This is a genomic window from Paenibacillus silvestris (genome assembly GCF_009882985.1).
GTDB classification, from domain to species: Bacteria; Bacillota; Bacilli; order Paenibacillales; family NBRC-103111; genus Paenibacillus_E; species Paenibacillus_E silvestris.
Genome location: NZ_WTUZ01000039.1, coordinates 278547 through 294139, shown reverse-complemented (window position 1 = coordinate 294139; position 15593 = coordinate 278547). Strand labels below are relative to the sequence as shown.

Genomic DNA, 15593 nt, shown 5'->3' with positions numbered 1-15593 from the left:
CAGGGTTTATTTAGTTACTTGCCAATCGATTTCGTTCATGATACAGTATCCAATGTAACCTTTAATTATTGATTAGGAAGTTACTTTTGTATATAGAGAAGGGATTGATAACCATGGAACGTATTCAAACAAATCAACAATTTCAAGAGAAAATCAATGGTGATCATTACACGATTATGAAATTCGATGCGACTTGGTGTCCTGATTGTAAAAATTTAGACCGATTTATTGGTGATATTGTAACAGAGTACTCCGACAAGCAATTCTATGCCGTAGATTCCGAGCAGTTCGAAGAGCTTACCGAAAAATATGACGTAAGAGGAATTCCAAGCTTGCTCGTATTCAAGAATGGTGAGAAATTAGCACACTTGCATAGTAAGTTTGCCAAAACCCCTGCACAAATCCGAGAGTATTTGGATACAATCAACTAATTCAATTTGAAAGGCGACGATGACGATATTTCCACTTCGCAATGTGAAACGCAGCTCGACAGATGACGATAACATACAAAACTTTCTTCAACAAGCCAAAATTGGATTTCTCGGCCTATCCTCAGAGGACGTCCCTTATGTCATCCCACTCAATTTCTCATTTCTGAACAACGCTATTTATTTTCATGGGGCCGAAGAAGGAAGAAAAATTACCTATATCGAGCAAAACCCGCGAGCTTGCTTCACAATCAGTGAAAATTACGGAACGATCACGAGCCCGGTACCCGCTAAAACAGATACCGCCTTTATGAGTATAATTATCGAAGGCAGCTTAGAACGCGTAACCGATTTAGATGAAGCAACGGCAGCTATGCAGGTCATGCTAGATAAATATGTACCAGGCTATTATGATAAGCCGCTGGGACGAACTCATTTGGATCGGTATGTTTCTCCGCTAGGCAGTAAAACTGCCATATTTAAATTAAGCGCGGCCTCCTTGACCGCCAAAGAGAAAGCAGAAATCCCTGATCGCATGTTTTATGAAGGCAGAACCGTTCAGAACGATCTGGCGTAACATATAAACAATCGAGGAGCGACACAAGATGAAAACAACCATTTTTGAAGAACTGATCAATATTAGAGCAGAAACGCTGAAAGCATTTGATGGCCTAACTGAGGAACTTGCGGACCGCATTCCCTCTGGTTTTCGCAATAACATCCGGTGGCAGCTTGGTCACATCTATTTCGTAATGGAATACCTGGCGACTTCGCAGTTGAAGATTCCACCTCTTATGCCTGAAGGTTTTACCGATCGGTTCGTTTCCGGAAAGTCGCCGTTGGATGATACGTACCCTGCTTCACTTCCTAATCCGACATTGCCTGAACTGAAGACCTTGCTAACAGAACAGCTGGATAGAATTCGCGAGCAGTATCCAATGGAACGCTTGAACGAAAGTGTAGCTGCAATTCATACCTCCACGGGACTCGCCTTAGTATCTCCAGAGCAGGCGCTCCGTTATAATCTGTACCATGAAGGATTGCACTTCGGAGCCCTTTCGATCTATAAAAGATTATTGTCTCCATTATTGCAAAAGCGAGAAGTAACCACTCAATGAGAGATTCCCGATAATTCTTCAGAATAAAAAAGGCACAATCCTCTCCTAAGAGAAGCGATTGTGCCTTTTTCCTATCCTGAATGGAGTATGCTGGAAGAGCTACAGCAGTCAAGTCACTAGCTAATAGCTGAATTGAGTGTTACAATATAGGGATTCCACATGAAAACAAGGGAGTTGCGGCGCGATGTTATGGGATGATTTTATGAAAAGCGACTATCATGACTGGAGAGGCAGCGGTCATTCAGAAGACAGGCTAGACAAGCCTGGGTGGTTGGAACAATGGCTGGCTATCCACAACCTTCCCTATCCTGGCACTCCATCTGCGAAAGAATTAGATGATCTGAGATGGCTGAGAGGACATATGCTTCGTATCGTGCAAAAGCTGACGGTGCATGAGTCAGCAGCCCCCGCTGATCTCGAGGGGCTGAATCGTGCACTGTCGGGCGGACCGATGTTTCTGCGTATTGCGGAATCGGATGCAGATTACCGCCTGGAATCCATTCCTTTACGAGCAGGCTGGTCCCGTATCGGAGCAGAGGTAGCTGCTTCCTTCGGTCGCATACTTACGGAATGCGAACCCTCCCGCTTACGTATTTGCGAAAATCCAGATTGCATGGCTGTCTATTACGACGAAACCCGAAACAGATCCAAACGCTTCTGCGACGATAAAGCTTGTGGCAATCTAATGAAGGTCCGCCGGTTCCGCGCACGTCAAAAAGCGGCCAAAACCGGTGTTACCACTTCTGAATCCTGATATCCGCCAGAACAGGCCCTCTTAATAGAGGGCTTTGTTTGTTATCTTGGTTATAATTCATAGTGACAACACAACGAATAGGTAAATTATTGAATGCGAAGAATAAGCTTTACTGAACGTTAACTACCAAAGTCAGAGGGTGATTCCCATGTTGAAAGTAAACCGCAAGGATACAACCATGCCGATATGGCAGCAACTGTTGAACCAGGCCATTGACCATATAGCCAGCGGGAAATGGCCTCCAGGAGAGCAGTTAATTCCATCTCGTGAGCTGGCCCTTCAACTTGGTGTCTCTCGCTCAACCATACAACTCGTTTATGAAGAACTGCTTGCACGAGGGTTCATCGTTACATCAAGGCGTGGAGGTACGCGGGTAAGCTCCTCTTGGAGTCACGTAAAAGAGATTCCAACTCCTTTGCCCGATGGGCCTGTGCTCCCTTCGCTCCCGCACTTAACTTCTTCTATCCACCTCTTGCACGATTGGTTAAAAGGTGAAGAAGCCGGTGAGATTTCCATTGATTTCAGCCCTCATGAGCCTTATATAGACGATGTATTTCAAAAGCTCTGGCGGCAAACCTACCATCATGCATCTGCCTGCATGCGCCCATCCGATTGGGCTTACGGAGATGCCTACGGATACTTGCCGCTTCGTGAGCAAATCCAGCGTTATTTGTCACTCGTACGCGGTATTCATGTTCAAACCGACCAAATTTTGCTGACTTCCGGCGCACAACATGGCATTGATTTAATCGCGCAATCGCTACTGAGCGAAGGGGAAAACGTTGCTATTGAAGATCCGGGCTATCCGGCTGCTTGGCTTGCAATGAAGAATAGGAAGATGCGTGTCCTCCCCATCCCCGTTGATGAATATGGTCTCGTCGTTGATGACGTTCCACCGGATACCAAGCTGACTTTTGTAACTCCCTCGCACCAATGCGCGGTTGGTGTCGTCATGTCGGAGCCGCGAAGGCAGCAGTTGCTGCATTTCGCTCTGAAGAATCAAAGTTGGATTCTCGAGGACGACTACGACAGTGAGTTTCGTTATCACGGTGATCCCCTGCCAACCTTGTTTAGCCAAGCGCCAAATAATACGTTGTACTTGATGAGCTTTTCGAAAATGGTTGCACCCGGCCTCCGCTTGGCTGCGCTAGTCGGGTCTTCCGAAGCTATCGCTCAGATCGCCCGTGTACAAGAGTTGAGCTATCGTCATCTACCGATCATGGAGAGTATCACGCTTTCGCGATTCATTGAGCAAGGTCATTGTATGCGGCATATGCGAAGAGTTCGAAACATGTACAGACGAAGGCATGAAACCATGAGCAAAGCTATACAAGCCAGCGGCTTGACCAAACGTTTAAAGCTATCCGGTATTGAAACGGGATCACATATGCTGCTTGAAGCCGATGCGTGGTTTGACGAGAGGAATGTTACCTCGCAGTTGCTGCAACGAGGGGTCCGTGTTTATCCACTGAGCCCCTATTGTCAGGAAAGCAGCCGAAGGGGCTGGGTGCTGGGTTTTGCAAAAGTAGAAGAGCAGTTGATCGTAGAAGGTATCCAGCATTTCGCTGACATATTCTTACGATCATAGCTAAGCCTGTTAGTACAAGGTCGCTTATGGAAATATACCAACAGATGGCATGTAAGTACACGTCCAAAAGCAAGCATTTACTGCAATCCATAACAAAAAGCCACTCTTAAAGATTCTTAAGGCGTGGCTTTTTGTCACATTTTTATGAAAGAAATCCTTGTTATTAGAACTTTAGCGCTAACTCACGGGCCTGCCTAATTGACTTTTCTTTAATCGCAGGTGCTTGATCTGGTTTTGCAGCAACACCTTCAATAAAGATGCCTTCAAATGAAGGAATAGCAAAAAACTCCATAATCATTTTCAAGTGACGATGACCGATTTCAAAATCTGCAAACGGCCCGCCTTCCGCATAGTAGTTGCCACTTGCTTGAATATGCACAGCCTTTTTATCGCCAAGTAAGCCAATAGGACCTTTGCTCGTGTATTTAAAGGTTTTTCCAGCAACACAGATCGAATCAATGTAAGCTTTCATAACTGGTGGGAATGAGAAATTCCACATTGGATTAACAAACACATATTTATCAGCATCTACAAATTGATCGACCAATTCGCCCATACGATTTAATTTCTCTTTTTCTTCTTTGCTCAGCTGGTCAAAATCAATGCCCGAAGTTAATTTCCCCCATCCATTACAGACATCTGTATCGATTTGGGGGATGTTCATTTGGAACAGATCAAGATGGAGGACTTCATCATTGGGATTAGCTTCTCTATATGCCTCTATGAATTCATTTCCGACAGATAAGCTATACGAATTCTGGTGATCAGGGTGCGCCGTGATATACAATACTTTTGCCATTTTATTAACTCTCCTTTTGTTGTTTCCTATCTTTCATTTTTTTGAAAATGCCTCCTACGCAGCTTTTACCACTAGTAAGACAAATGGCAGATTCAATGTGTGACATGTTCGTAGCATGATGATTATGTAAAGAAACCTTAACTTGCTGAATCTACTTTTGATCGCATATGATACATGGTAGACACGCGGGTCCACCCCAAAACATCGTGCGAGAGGACTAGTAAGCATATGGCTTCCGTATCTTTAATTCAAACTGCCTATGAATATATACATAGACAAATCATGCTGGGAGAGTTCATGCCCGGCACGCTTTTATCTGAAAATGAACTTGCCGACTCGCTGAACATGAGCCGAACGCCGGTGCGCAGCGCTATTACGCAACTGGAGCACGACGGGCTGGTCGTTTCTCTGAAGAACCGCGGCGTTCTGGTGAAGGAGCCCTCCTTGAAGGAAGCGATGGATATTATGGAGATTCTGTTTGCCTTTCAACAGCTAGCCTTGGAGCATATAGAAACTCACGGCGAGGTGCCGGACCTCAAGAAGCTTAAGGAATGTCTTGATCTGCAGTTGGAAGCGACAGGACGAGACGCCTACTACCTCTATGTCAAATACACCTTGCAATTTGCGTACTATTTCATCAGCATCTTGAACAATAGTGCCATGCTTAAAATGATGGAACTTTATATAGATAAAATCGTACTCTATGCAACTATTAATTTTAAAATCACGCCGCATGAACCGCACTACTCCGGCAATCGGGTGAATCAGGCGATCTATGACGCCATTGCTGCTAAGGATTGGACTGAAATTCGCCGCATTGTCAAAACCTCTCATGACCATAACCGGGAGCGGATGATCCGATTGGGCCGCATATAACGACCAAAAGCGTAAAGGACTGGGGTGTCCTTTACGCTTTTGGCGATAGTATGGCTATGACTGCTTTCGACGGGCAACATGGAGAACGGCACCCCAGTGGCGGCGAACCGATTGATCTGAACGTTTTTGAAGGCGAACACGGATTTCGTTAAAAAGCTTATCGCGCTTCCTTTCCTCCATAAGGATGTGCCCGGAGAAAGTTTGGAGAAGTCTAATGTACGCCTCGGCCGGATAACTCCGCTCCCAGTCAAAGTGTCGAACGTGAACCACCTCGAACAGTCCGCTTTTCTCAATCTCTTCACTTTGATCTTCCAGTTCCCCAGGCCGTGTCCACTCGTTATCGTCCACCGGCTTCCCCTCACCAAGCTCATTATAAACGGCTTGAATATCACGGAAGAAGGGATCACCATCCTCTGGAAAAACGTGATCTGCGTTCCAGAATACCAAGTGTCCGTCTGGGCGAAGGACTTGCCATGCTTTGGTATATCGCACAGCGGGATCGACCCATTTCCATGAGGTTGCAGCAAATACCACATCAAACTTTGGCTCTGCTTCGGATTGCCAATCTTCAAAACTTCCTGTGACGATGTCAACGTCATCTCCAGCAAGGTTGTGGCGTGCTTCTGCTGCAAGCTCAGCGCCAATTTCTATGCACGTTATTTGGAATCCCCGTTTGGCTAACGGGATCGTTGCCTTGCCTGTTGCACAACCCACTTCCAACAAGCGATCACCTGGCTGCAATTTTGTCACGCGAATGAATTCATCGAATAATGCCTCCGGGTACTCCGGACGCGCCTGCTGATACAGACTCGCGGCTTGTTCAAATGACGTGCGTAATCTTTTATAGTCATTCTGCAAGTCGACTAATCCCTCCTATCGGTGCCGAATCATTCCTCTTTTTTCATATCAAGTCTAGAAAGTCAAGATTCTATTGAAGTAATCCTATCCGGGATTTCAGTGACAATCCTATTGTTCTTGTCATACGCTATTACTTTTAATTCATGGATTTCTACTAGTCCGTAAAAAACCCTCTTCCAGTTCGTTTGAATAATCGTTGCATCTATTACTTGATTGTACTTATCTATCATCTCTACCCTGATAATATCAGGATCATCTATATAACCGAATATTAAATGTCTTCTAACATTATCTTTAAAGTTGATTCCTGTTGTATCTACCAAAAATTTATTTCCATCATACAAAGAATTACTACTGCTTAGACTCCAACCTTTGCGATCACTGCCATCAAAAACAGCCGCACCTATACCCACATTTCCGTTATCAAAAGGAGCTTTGTATAAAATAAATGGCCTTTCCAGAACTGTACCTTGATATACGATTTCGCGACTTTTTTTATGACTTTTATAAAATTCTTCTTCTACTGTCTTGCTTTTACATCCAGTAACACTCATGCAAATGATAATAAGTATTAGAATCGATTTGAATATTTTCAATTTCCCCTCCATGTAATGCGACCACAAGTGAGTTAATGCATATAATTAAATTTCACTTTCTTAAGTGAGCCGTTTCTGCAAAATATATGAGTCTAAATCCCTCAGAAGTACAATTGATTTTAGTTATCGAACACTCTGAAATTAGATGACTTTGTTCATTAATAAAATTAGGATGAATACCATTCAACGCTTCTTCAGGAAATTCATTTATTAGAAAGTCTGTAATTAAGCCACCGTGAGTTACGATTACCATACATTCTTGTGAGTATTGACACGAAAGTTCTTTTAAACAAGAGGATAGTCGGTCACCAGCCTGACTTGCAGAATCTCCGAAGGGAGGTGAAAAGTCACGTTCCTTGGTGCATCGATCCCAAATTTCAACAAACTGATCAAATGTTTGATCTGGTAAGTCTCCCCAATTAGCACGCTCTCGCAAGCGAAAATCCTCTACAATTGGTAATTGTAAGGCTTGCCCAATCATGTCAGCAGTTTGTTTGGCTCTGTTAAGGGGACTGCAAAAAATTCTAGATATAGGAATGTCCATGAAAAGTCTAGCTGTCAGATCTGCTTGCTCTACACCTTCCGCGGTTATCGAGACGTCCCCTCTATTTCTTTCCTTTATGGCATGTCTAACCATGTAAAAAATAGTGTTCATTTTCGTCACGCCCCACTTATTTAATATGTACCTAATTAGCCATTCATCTAATTAGATAATACAATAATTCGGTGCATATAAACAGAAAAATTTTCCAAATTACCTAGATACAAACGCAAAAAAAAAGGGAGACACCGAGTCCCCCTTTTCCACCTTACAAAACCTTTAAACCACCGGGAACCAACCAGGAACGTTTATAAGCATATTCCACAAAGGATCCGGCAGCACCAATTCTTCTTGAGCCGTTCTTGGCAATGTCGTTCTGATCTCGTTTTCTTGATCGTTCAGCAACTTTTCAACCCATTTCGGTTCCATAATGATAGCATGGGCTAAAGCTACTAAAGGTACCCCAGTATCTAACGCTTGCTTGACATCTTCTGGTAAAGATAATCCTCCAACCCCTATTACAGGTACACGATGCCCTACCCTTTCTTGAATGAGTAGAACACGTGATGTCATATCCGCCTCATCTCGTATCGATCCATCCCAAAATCCTCTTACAGAGACATGAATGTAGTCGAGCTCCTGTTCCGCCAAAGCATCAACCAATTGAAGTGTATCTTCCATGGTTATGCCCGGCGTTTCTTTCTCTTCCGGCGATACTCTGTATCCGATAATGAAAGCTGCCTTCGCATGTTCGGCAATTGATTGCTTCACGCTCTCGATTACGGCAAGAGGAAATGTCATTCGTTTCTCCATTGTTCCTCCCCACCGGTCAGATCTGCGATTAGAGTGAGGGGAGAAGAATTGCTGAAGCAAATACGTGTTAGCTCCCTGAATCTCAACGCCGTCAAAACCTGCCACAATTGCTCTGCGAGTTGCTTCACCAAAGGCTAGAATCTTAGTCGTGATTTCTTCCTCCGTCATTTCTCTCGGAACAACCGAACCCGGACGTTCCGACGCTATGCCGCTGGCACTGGCAGGCTGTTTGCCATCTATTAACTCAGGCGAAGACATTCTCCCCGCATCGTAAATTTGTAAAATGGCTTTTGCACCCTGTGCCTGAATTGTACGCGATAGCCTTTTCAATCCATGAATCAATGAATCGTCATCCGCACCCATTTCGTTACGAAAAGCTATCCCTTCAAGTGAAACATGGCTACTCGCGGTAATAACAGCACCGACACCGCCTGAACGCTCTTTATAATAAGCTAGTTCTTCTTCCGAAACGCCTCCATCCTGAAGAGAAGAAGAATGGGTCATCGGCGCCATGATTACGCGATTCTTAAGCTGTATGCCCGAACGAAGAGTGAAGGATTGGGTGATAGATTTATAGGTAGGATTCATTAATGATTATCTCCTTGTAATTAGATAAATTCTGATTGGTTTGATGCTGATGCTGCTTTCTAGTGGCTTTATCCCACATTTCGAGTTTAAATCTTGCATACACCGTCCGCCCCGCAAACATTGCTCTCGGAATCACCAAGCATTTGTAAAGGATGTTCTTCTCTCCATACTTGCTCAAGCACGTCTAAGAATTCGCTGCTGGGTTTTACCCCAGATACGGCGTACTTAGCATTGATGATATAGAACGGTGTACCACTAACGCCAAGCTTGGAGCCATATTCCCGTTCTTTTTCAACTGTATCTTTGTATTTATCGCTTGATAACAAATCAAGTACTTCTGCTGCATGAAGGCCGATTTCTTCAGCCAGCTCAGCAAGCGTTTCGTGATCGCCGACATCCAATGAATCCGTAAGATAGGCTTTATAAACCCGCGCCAGCCACTTTCCTGCTTTGCCTTGTTCTTGGGCATAAACAGCCACGCGAAGAGCATCAGACGTATTGGTTGGAATTAATGTGTCGAGATGATAATCGAGGCCGATCTCTTTCGCCATCTTGACTACCGATTTATTTGCTTCCTTCACATAGTCCGCGGACATTCCACCACCATGAATTTCTGCCGTCCAGGCATAATAATCTTTGCCGGTATTACTTGGAGCATTAGGGAATAGCTGAAATGGCCTATAGACGATTTCTACTTGATCCTTATGCTCGAATTGGTTGAGTGCTGTTTCCAAATTTGTTTTTCCGATATAGCAGAGCGGACACATGACATCTGACCAGACTTCTATTTTCATGACCTCGCCTCTTCCCCAGATTAGTCATAGATAGTCAACAAGAGTTGATTAATTGACATCTATTGATTATCATTATAAAGCGTCCCCGCTAGATCTCAATCGCTAATACATTCGATTTTGTTAACTAATCAACACATCATTCAGGTCTGTTTATTATCATTGTAATAAAAGGACGGTGTCCGTACGCGATGGCTAAAATAGATAGAAGAATTCTGAAAACTAGGGAAGCGATTCGTAATGCCCTTATTGCGTTAATGTCCGAGAAAAGTTTCGAAAACATTACGATCAACGACATCTCGGAAAAAGCTAATCTGAACCGCGGTACTCTTTATCTGCACTATACGGACAAATACGATTTGCTCGATAAATGTATCAAAGATCATTTGAGCAACATGTTAAATTATTGCACAATATCCCAAGTCGGCGAGGCTAAATTGGATGTTATTAATTCTCCTCTACCCTTGTTTCAGTATTTGGAGGAGCACTTTTCTTTTTACTCGTCCATGCTAACCAATAAAGGGATAACTTGTTTTCAGGAACAGCTGATTTTCATGGTCAAAAACGGAATAAACGAGCGATTGAAAGCCGGCGAAATCAACCAAGGGGATGACAATGAGGTTGCCGTTCAATATATGGCATCTGCTTTTGTGGGAGTCGTGGAATGGTGGATAAAAAATAATATGCCTCTTTCTCCGGAAGTGATGGCGCAGCAATTGTGGGGAATCTTTGAAAAAAACTATTCGTTGGTCCGTGCACTTCGAAACTCGAATGAAGGCTGATGCAACGCAATAAAAAAACCGTCAGAGAAATCCTGACGGTCATTTCTAGGAACTGCGATTGGGGCAGCTGGTAGATAAGAGCACTAAACGTACTTCTCTTCCGCACAAACTTGGCTACGGGAGAGAGAGCGACGGATGTCTGAAGCAAAAAAACCTGCAAAAAGTGCAGCAAATTTGGCCGAAGTCACTGATTATGATTCACATCCTGCATAAAGTACATCTAAATTGGTAGTTTTTCGTATTTCCGCTAAAAAGAATCGAATAACATGTACTTTTTACATGTTATTCGCAAGAAACAGAAAAAGCGAGATAATTTGCTGCACTTTTTGCAGTTTGTAAGGTGGCCTATATATCTTAGCACCAGCCTCTTTCCTGCCAATCGGATCCATATATCGTAGGAAGAAGAGCCAGCATGATAAAACCCGAATAAAATAGTTTTAAACTAACGGCTGCAGCCTTTTTTCTCAAGTTTGTACTTTCCTTCATACGTATCCTATCCTCTTGATCAATTTAGTTGAGACAACTTTTGTTTGTGTTAGTTCACAGCTTGCACCAATGCCCGAATCAGGCTGTTAAGCGATGACACGGTATTCATGTCCACAACACTTCCATCACGAGCAAGCTTCTTTGTGGCAATTGGAACGGCGAGTGTTGCTTCGCCCGGTATCAATGCGCTCATCATTTTGAGTGTCACTATTAACGATGCTAGCGCCGTTTTGCCACCATCCTCATGGGGGGATGCACTAATAACTGCTGTTGGCTTATTCATGAACTCAGCAGAAGAGACGACCCAGTCGAGCGCATTCTTGAGCGAGCCTGGCACTCCGCGTGCATATTCCGGCGTACAGAGGATGATCGCATCGGCTGACCGCAGCTGTTCCCTCCATTCATATACCGCCTCATCCACTTCCATATCGTCACAGTCTAAGTCTGGATTGAAATGCGGCAAACTCGCCATTCCCTCATACAAACGGAACTCCACACCTGTGGGCATTATCCCCGCAAGGAATGCAAGCAGCCTTGAATTCGTCGATTCCTTGCGAAGACTTCCTGATATCCCTAGCACTACCAGACTTCGTTGCTCCATGCGCTCACCGTCTTTTCCCTTTAATATCACAAGTATAGACGGTAACGCTAATGTCATAGTCAATAAAAGCTTCGGCAAATCCAGCTATCTTATGCCAGCCTCCGCCAGTTTCTCGTCCAGTCTCGCCTTCTGGCGCAAATGGTGCCTGCTGTGCATACCAACCATCTCAAACCAATCACTCGCGTTGAGCCAACCAAACCAGCCGTGCCGCACCTTGCAAGCCGGATTCACCTCATCTACGCTACCTGCCAAGCAGGCTAACTTCACTAGCACCTGCTCCAGTCCAGCTATGATTTCATCTTTGCTCTCGGGGTTGCTTGTTTCGTTGGGCAATTGATCAAGTTTCACCCGAATATTGGGCCACTTTTTTTCTGCAAGCGCTTTAATTCCATCTTTCGTCTTGCCTTCAGGCTCTTCCTCCGCTGCCATGCTGCAGGTTTCAATATGCCCGATGTATTCTTGCGCCACGTCGATCACGTGAATATACATTTGCCCAACTGACCATATGTTTTCATGGCATTTAAATCGCAGCTGTTCGATCGAATATCCGTCCAGATCCCGCATGTATTGCTCGATAATAGTCGAAGAATCGTTCAACATCCAGATCCTCTCCCTCTATTCCCAATTCATTACAGTACCTGAGCAATCTCCCACAAATGCCCGTCTGGATCGGCAAAACAAGCCGTCCGCCGCCCCCAAGGGCGTGTTATCGGTCCATTCAAGAACTTAACGCCCCGCAATTGTAGCTCATCGGCTACCCGGTCAATGTCCGTCACTTGAATCGTGAACTGAACCCGCGCCCCCTCTTCACCGCGGCCAACCTGCGCAGGCTCAATCAACTCACGGGCATTCGTTTGATTTAATAAATTGATGCATGTATTGCCATAATCAAAAACCGCGCAGTTCTCATCTTCACATAGGATCGCAAGTTTGAACGTCTCTTGGTAGAATGTCTTCGCCCGATGCAAATCTTCCACAAACAATGTGATCTCGGTAATTGTGTTCGCCAAATCCAAATCAGTTGTCTCCATCCGCGTTCGACCTCATTTGCAATTATTTACAATCCTATTTGGATCATACGAATTGCTTGTTCCATTGTCAATGCTAATACGAACACTGTGCACGCTGGAAAATACAAATAAAGTCTACATCAATTATGTAGACTTTATTATGAATTTAGGTTTCATCCGCGATAAAGAATCACACGCATGAATCGCTCATGTTTGCATATCGATCAATCATCTGTTGCAAAGCTTCTTTACTTTGATGTCCTACTAATGTTTCCAATTGATAACCATCTTTAAAAAGCATCAAAGTTGGCACACTCGATACACCATATTCCGCCGCAAGCTCTTTCTCCTGCTCCATATCAACGTTAGCAACGGTAGCTTGATGCCTGATTCCCTGAGCCAGTTCCTCTGTAATGAGGAGTTGCTCTTGCGAAGGCCCGCTCCCATGCGTATAAAAGTTAACAAGCGTGATCCCATGATTGATCTGCCCCTTGAATGTTTCTTTTGCTAATGAAATGCCACCCACCTTGTGACCTCCTCCTGTTTGATGCATTTAAGATTCTCTCTTGACCTGCCTTTTATTACTCATCCTGAGAACTCTGAATTTCCCCCTCACAGAGTGACCAGATACCTTCAATTAATCCTTTCAGCACAAAAGGTGCATACTCTCCATCAAAAATAGAGAAAACGCACCTTTTTTATAACATTTTAAACCAGTTGAAATTTCTTGTCGAGCAAAGTGCTCTTCAGGTACGCCTGCTATTTCCTGCTATTTCCTTCCATTTATAACCAAGTTGAAAAACCAATAAGGATCTGCCGCGGAGCAGTCCCTAATGTCACCCTTTTATCCTACATAGGTAGCAATGGAGATTTCTTCTCGAAAACCAAGTTTCCTGTACAAGCTTGCCGCCCCTGGGCTCCCTGCTTGCAGAATAGCCAGCTTTGCTCCACTTGCGTGTGCCTCACGTAACGCGTAATTGGTAATTGCTTCTGCAATCCCTTTTCTACGGTAAGGTTCGGCCGTTGTGACTGAATAAATACCCACTACGCCATTTTTCAATATCGAGGTCACTGTGGCAACAGGTTGCCCGTCCATGTATGATAAATAATGGTGAATTCCTCTCTTGGCCTCTATATGCGTATCCAAAGGACTCAACAACTTCACATAAATGTCAGGCATTCCAAACGAGATTTGTATCAAATGTCTGAATGCATCCAGTTCATCCTGCGTCCGCACTTCTCTGTACTCTAGCCCAGGAACTCCGGAATCTTCATATACCCAACTCTCAAGCGACATCAACATACCTGGATCAAGAGACACTTTCTCGAATTTGTTGGCCGTTAACGCAGCTTCCGTCACTTCATCTTCAACAAACGTGCTCCAGAAACACGGCACGCCGCGCTTCCTATACGTTGATGCAATGGCTTGGATCTCGGCCACAGGATCAGCCTTACCAGATGGTTTATAATCCATAACACGGTTGACAATACCCGAAGTCAAATTAGATTCCATCCTCGAAAGTGTATCTGTTTTGATGACTAATACATCTAATGCATAGCTGAGAACTGTCTCGAAACCGAGAATCAAATTCTGCTTGATGATTTCATCTGAATGCGACATGGTGAATTCACCCCCTCCTCAATTTCATAGATAGAACATGCTGTCACCAGTTTATAGCCAACACAAAAGGCCGCACGCTGCAGCCTCATGTTTGGTTTTTTATTAACTTTTAAAATTGAAAATCTCATCAACAGCTTGCTGATACCCACCAGCTTGTCGGAAGGAATCCCTCATAGCTGCAACAACATTCTTGTAAGAGGATGAGCCTAATACATGATCTACCGACTCCCTTAATTGATTCGCCGTCAAGCCTTGCATTTGCAATTGAATGCCTGCTCCGATATTAGCGACTTGAGCGGCAATCATCGGCTGATCTGCGCTTTGTGGGATCACAATTAGCGGAACGCCATAATAGAGCCCTTCCTGCGTACTATTCATGCCACCATGTGTAACGAATAATTTGGTGTAAGGCAGTAACTCCGTTTGTGGAACATAGTTTCTCACGATGAAGTTTGGAGGGATTTCCCCTAAATCAGTCATCTGAGCTCTATTCCCAATAGACATGACAATCGTGTGCTCCGTGTTCCCCAATGCCTCAAAGCAAAGCTTATAGAAATCTATGGCTTGGTTAAACACTGTACCTAGTGATATGTAAATTGGTTCTTTCCCTTTGATTGCACCAAGATCGAAGTCTTCTTGAGGCAGCCGTGATGAGATAGATGGACCAACAAACTTATATGCAGGGTCAAATGCTGCGCCATAAGGTTGAAATTCCCTTGTTGTATAAACAATCGTAAGGGGTGCCGGATTACAAAACACTTCGTAGCGTGAAGGGATCTCCACATCATACTGTTCCTTCAATTTAGCCGTTAAGCTTTGAAATTTATCATCTATCGATTTACTTGTTTCTTCAGGAATTTTCGCGGCCATTTGTTCCAATATTTTATTGAATGAGGCACTAGTTTGAGCAAAAGAAGTGCTAGAGTTGATTGCAGGAAGCTTAAGAATTTGAGCAAGCATATGGCCGCAACCGAACATAGAATCATGAATCATGTAATCAAAGTGCTCATCTTGGATCTGCTCAAGAACACTCGGAATCACAATATCTGCCGTAAGTAAAAGGCCATTAATTCTCTCGTGCAAATAATTTCGTCCACCTGTGAGAAAAGCTCTTATAAACTTATCATCGTCGAATGTTCGTACGGATGCTCCCGTCTTCTCCATGCGCTCCCGAAAAGCCTCGGTACAAAAGTAAACGACTTCTTCTCCACGCGAAATCAGTTCTTGTACGACTCCAATTGTTGGATTGATATGCCCTTCTGAGCCGCCATTAATAAATAAAACACGCGCCATTTCAATCACTCCTTCGCCTATATTTTACCACAAAAAAAAGGAACTATGAG

At 44.1% G+C, this 15593-nt stretch carries 19 protein-coding genes; 7 read left to right on the top strand and 12 right to left on the bottom strand.

The features are described from left to right. The first annotated feature begins 113 nt into the window (after positions 1-113). From GQF01_RS30645 to pdxR, 5 genes are all read left to right on the top strand, one after another. On the top strand, positions 114-431 hold the full coding sequence (locus GQF01_RS30645) for a thioredoxin family protein (protein WP_161410857.1): 318 nt from the start codon (positions 114-116) through the stop codon (positions 429-431). A 25-nt stretch (positions 432-456) separates the two neighbouring features. Next, positions 457-1005: a pyridoxamine 5'-phosphate oxidase family protein gene (locus GQF01_RS30640; protein ID WP_407945441.1), complete on the top strand. Its 549-nt coding sequence runs from the start codon at positions 457-459 to the stop codon at positions 1003-1005. 28 nt (positions 1006-1033) lie between these two features. Next, positions 1034-1546 carry a DinB family protein gene (locus GQF01_RS30635; RefSeq protein ID WP_161410855.1) on the top strand — a complete coding sequence of 171 codons (513 nt, stop codon included), beginning with the start codon at positions 1034-1036 and terminating at the stop codon, positions 1544-1546. 202 nt (positions 1547-1748) lie between these two features. Next, complete coding sequence (locus GQF01_RS30630; RefSeq protein WP_235960680.1) at positions 1749-2300, top strand: CGNR zinc finger domain-containing protein; 552 nt, start codon at positions 1749-1751, stop codon at positions 2298-2300. A gap of 148 nt (positions 2301-2448) precedes the next feature. After that, entirely contained in the window at positions 2449-3888 is a 1440-nt protein-coding gene (gene pdxR / locus GQF01_RS30625) for a MocR-like pyridoxine biosynthesis transcription factor PdxR (RefSeq protein ID WP_161410853.1), read from the top strand. A gap of 163 nt (positions 3889-4051) precedes the next feature. Here the strand turns inward: pdxR and GQF01_RS30620 are convergent, their stop codons facing one another. After that, positions 4052-4687, bottom strand: coding sequence for an FMN-dependent NADH-azoreductase (locus tag GQF01_RS30620; protein WP_161410852.1), 636 nt, complete (start codon positions 4685-4687; stop codon positions 4052-4054). Positions 4688-4915: 228 nt separating this feature from the next. Between GQF01_RS30620 and GQF01_RS30615 the strand changes: the two genes are divergently transcribed. Next, positions 4916-5563 carry a GntR family transcriptional regulator gene (locus tag GQF01_RS30615; RefSeq protein ID WP_161410851.1) on the top strand — a complete coding sequence of 216 codons (648 nt, stop codon included), beginning with the start codon at positions 4916-4918 and terminating at the stop codon, positions 5561-5563. 54 nt (positions 5564-5617) lie between these two features. Here GQF01_RS30615 and GQF01_RS30610 read toward each other — a convergent pair whose 3' ends face one another. From GQF01_RS30610 to GQF01_RS30590, 5 genes are all read right to left on the bottom strand, one after another. After that, positions 5618-6421: a class I SAM-dependent methyltransferase gene (locus GQF01_RS30610; RefSeq protein ID WP_161410850.1), complete on the bottom strand. Its 804-nt coding sequence runs from the start codon at positions 6419-6421 to the stop codon at positions 5618-5620. A gap of 62 nt (positions 6422-6483) precedes the next feature. Continuing rightward, the gene (locus GQF01_RS30605) at positions 6484-6975 is read right to left on the bottom strand and encodes a hypothetical protein (protein ID WP_161410849.1); all 492 of its coding nucleotides are present in this window, start codon (positions 6973-6975) and stop codon (positions 6484-6486) included. Positions 6976-7069: 94 nt separating this feature from the next. Continuing rightward, positions 7070-7654, bottom strand: a complete 585-nt coding sequence (locus GQF01_RS30600; protein ID WP_235960678.1) for a histidine phosphatase family protein — start codon at positions 7652-7654, stop codon at positions 7070-7072. A gap of 183 nt (positions 7655-7837) precedes the next feature. Then, entirely contained in the window at positions 7838-8959 is a 1122-nt protein-coding gene (locus GQF01_RS30595; protein ID WP_161410848.1) for an NADH-dependent flavin oxidoreductase, read from the bottom strand. Positions 8960-9045: 86 nt separating this feature from the next. Beyond that, positions 9046-9753, bottom strand: coding sequence for a DsbA family oxidoreductase (locus tag GQF01_RS30590; RefSeq protein ID WP_161410847.1), 708 nt, complete (start codon positions 9751-9753; stop codon positions 9046-9048). Between the two features lie 188 nt (positions 9754-9941). Here GQF01_RS30590 and GQF01_RS30585 point away from each other — a divergent pair, with 188 nt between their 5' ends. Beyond that, positions 9942-10532 (top strand): TetR/AcrR family transcriptional regulator, encoded by a 591-nt coding sequence (locus GQF01_RS30585; RefSeq protein ID WP_161410846.1) that lies wholly within the window; start codon positions 9942-9944, stop codon positions 10530-10532. A 535-nt stretch (positions 10533-11067) separates the two neighbouring features. Here GQF01_RS30585 and GQF01_RS30580 read toward each other — a convergent pair. From GQF01_RS30580 to GQF01_RS30555, 6 genes are all read right to left on the bottom strand, one after another. Then, positions 11068-11676 (bottom strand): NADPH-dependent FMN reductase, encoded by a 609-nt coding sequence (locus tag GQF01_RS30580; protein WP_235960739.1) that lies wholly within the window; start codon positions 11674-11676, stop codon positions 11068-11070. A 27-nt stretch (positions 11677-11703) separates the two neighbouring features. After that, a complete protein-coding gene (locus GQF01_RS30575; protein ID WP_161410845.1) occupies positions 11704-12219 on the bottom strand; it encodes a DinB family protein in 516 nt (171 codons plus the stop codon). Between the two features lie 29 nt (positions 12220-12248). Continuing rightward, positions 12249-12650 (bottom strand): VOC family protein, encoded by a 402-nt coding sequence (locus tag GQF01_RS30570; RefSeq protein ID WP_161410844.1) that lies wholly within the window; start codon positions 12648-12650, stop codon positions 12249-12251. Positions 12651-12819: 169 nt separating this feature from the next. Further along, the gene (locus tag GQF01_RS30565; RefSeq protein ID WP_161410843.1) at positions 12820-13155 is read right to left on the bottom strand and encodes a thioredoxin family protein; all 336 of its coding nucleotides are present in this window, start codon (positions 13153-13155) and stop codon (positions 12820-12822) included. Between the two features lie 318 nt (positions 13156-13473). After that, a complete protein-coding gene (locus GQF01_RS30560; RefSeq protein WP_161410842.1) occupies positions 13474-14250 on the bottom strand; it encodes a GNAT family N-acetyltransferase in 777 nt (258 codons plus the stop codon). A gap of 102 nt (positions 14251-14352) precedes the next feature. Next, on the bottom strand, positions 14353-15543 hold the full coding sequence (locus tag GQF01_RS30555) for a macrolide family glycosyltransferase (RefSeq protein WP_161410841.1): 1191 nt from the start codon (positions 15541-15543) through the stop codon (positions 14353-14355). Between the last annotated feature and the right edge of the window lie 50 nt (positions 15544-15593).